The 1,432-nt window shown below is 63.4% G+C and carries 1 pseudogene; it reads left to right on the top strand.

Features of this window, described 5'->3' with window-relative positions:
- A pseudogene (locus ACXJKL_RS21045) lies at positions 1 to 387 on the top strand (hypothetical protein); the annotation flags it as partial.
- Positions 388 to 1,432 lie beyond the last annotated feature (1,045 nt).

Genomic DNA, 1,432 nt, shown 5'->3' with positions numbered 1-1,432 from the left:
ACCGACGAGGACTCCGAGACGACCGGCCACACCGGCGAAGGTCGCGGGAAGCAAACCGAGTCCCCCACGGACCGCCTGTCGTCGATCATCGAGGTTCTCAATGAACGGTTCGGGTTGGGTCTAGGGGAGGCCGACCAGTTGTTCTTTGAGCAGATCGAGGTCGAGGTTGCGACCAATGGCCGTGCTCAGGCAATCGCGCTCAATAACGACCAGACCCAGTTCATGACCGTCTTCGACGACCTCCTCGAAGGTGTCATCATCGACCGACAGACGGCCAACGACGCGCTGCTGACCGCGTTCCTCGACAAGCCCGACTTTCGCGAGGCGCTGACCACAATGATTGGCACCGAGTTCTACAAATCCATCCGCAACAACGCGACTCGCTAAACCCGTCTCTTCGACTCGTTCGACTAGTTGCCCGCCGACTCGCTGCGTTGGAGGATTCCGCTGACGCACGCGTGGGTGCTGGACGAGGATGCTGGCCAGGCGGTCAAGCGGGACCACGGCGACGTTGTCGTCAATCAGTGCGTGGGGGGTGGGGGAATGGTTCAGAAGTCTCAGGTCAACCGAGGACAAGTCGCGGCGCGAGCCAAGAAGCGTGCCTTGGCGAAGAGKGCTATCTCGGGCGCAGCKAAGTCCGCGGAGCCCAAAGGCCCGCAGCAGAAAGTTGCCGCGCCCGATCCCCAGGAGTGGAAAGGGCAACGCCCTGGACGTTGTCCCCTCTGTGGTGCCCGCGTCGCCTATGACGACGAATTGCGGATGAATGAACACCGGTTCAAGGACACCATCGCCGAGTGCGCCGCCTCTGACCGCGAGTTCCGGTGGATGCCTGAGACTGTGGAAGAGGGGTTGCCGAAGCGGCAGCGTGGCGGCGGTCCGATCCCGGCTAAGGACCTCGAGCGCATACGGCGCGTCGTCACTCAGGCTGTTTCGTTGCATCGCGACGCGGAGCGCGCCGGGAAACGGATGGCAGCGAAGCGGACTGACGAACGGCGGGCGGCAATCCGAAGGAAGTCCGCGAAGGCGAATCGAGCGAAGTCAAGTACATCGGACGTCATCCGATGCGTCTTGTGTGGCGACGAGTTCGAGCGACCTGGTGATGAGTCCTCGCGGCGCTGCACGATCTGCGACCCGCCGCGAAGTACCTCCGTCCGGGCCTTCCGAGGCGGTCTTCCCGGCCTCGGCCGAAGGTCATAGCGAGCGTCAGCATCGGCGTCTTGATCGGCGGACAGACTTCGACGCGGTTAGTGAGGCGTGGAGCAAGCAGCGGCTGCTGCTCGTTGTCTGGCTTCTGACTACGAAGAAGCCCGCGCCGGAGGCAAATCACGACGCGGGTCCAGACGAGGTGTCGGCCGATGCTGCGCCTACCACGGAATGGTCGGCTCCCAGAGGCGCATGAACGACGACGGTAGCCGTACGTGGTACATGAACC

This window comes from Nocardioides sp. P5_C9_2, assembly GCF_054049555.1.
Note: the sequence above shows the minus strand (reverse complement) of the source record. Positions and strands in the feature narration are given on the sequence as shown.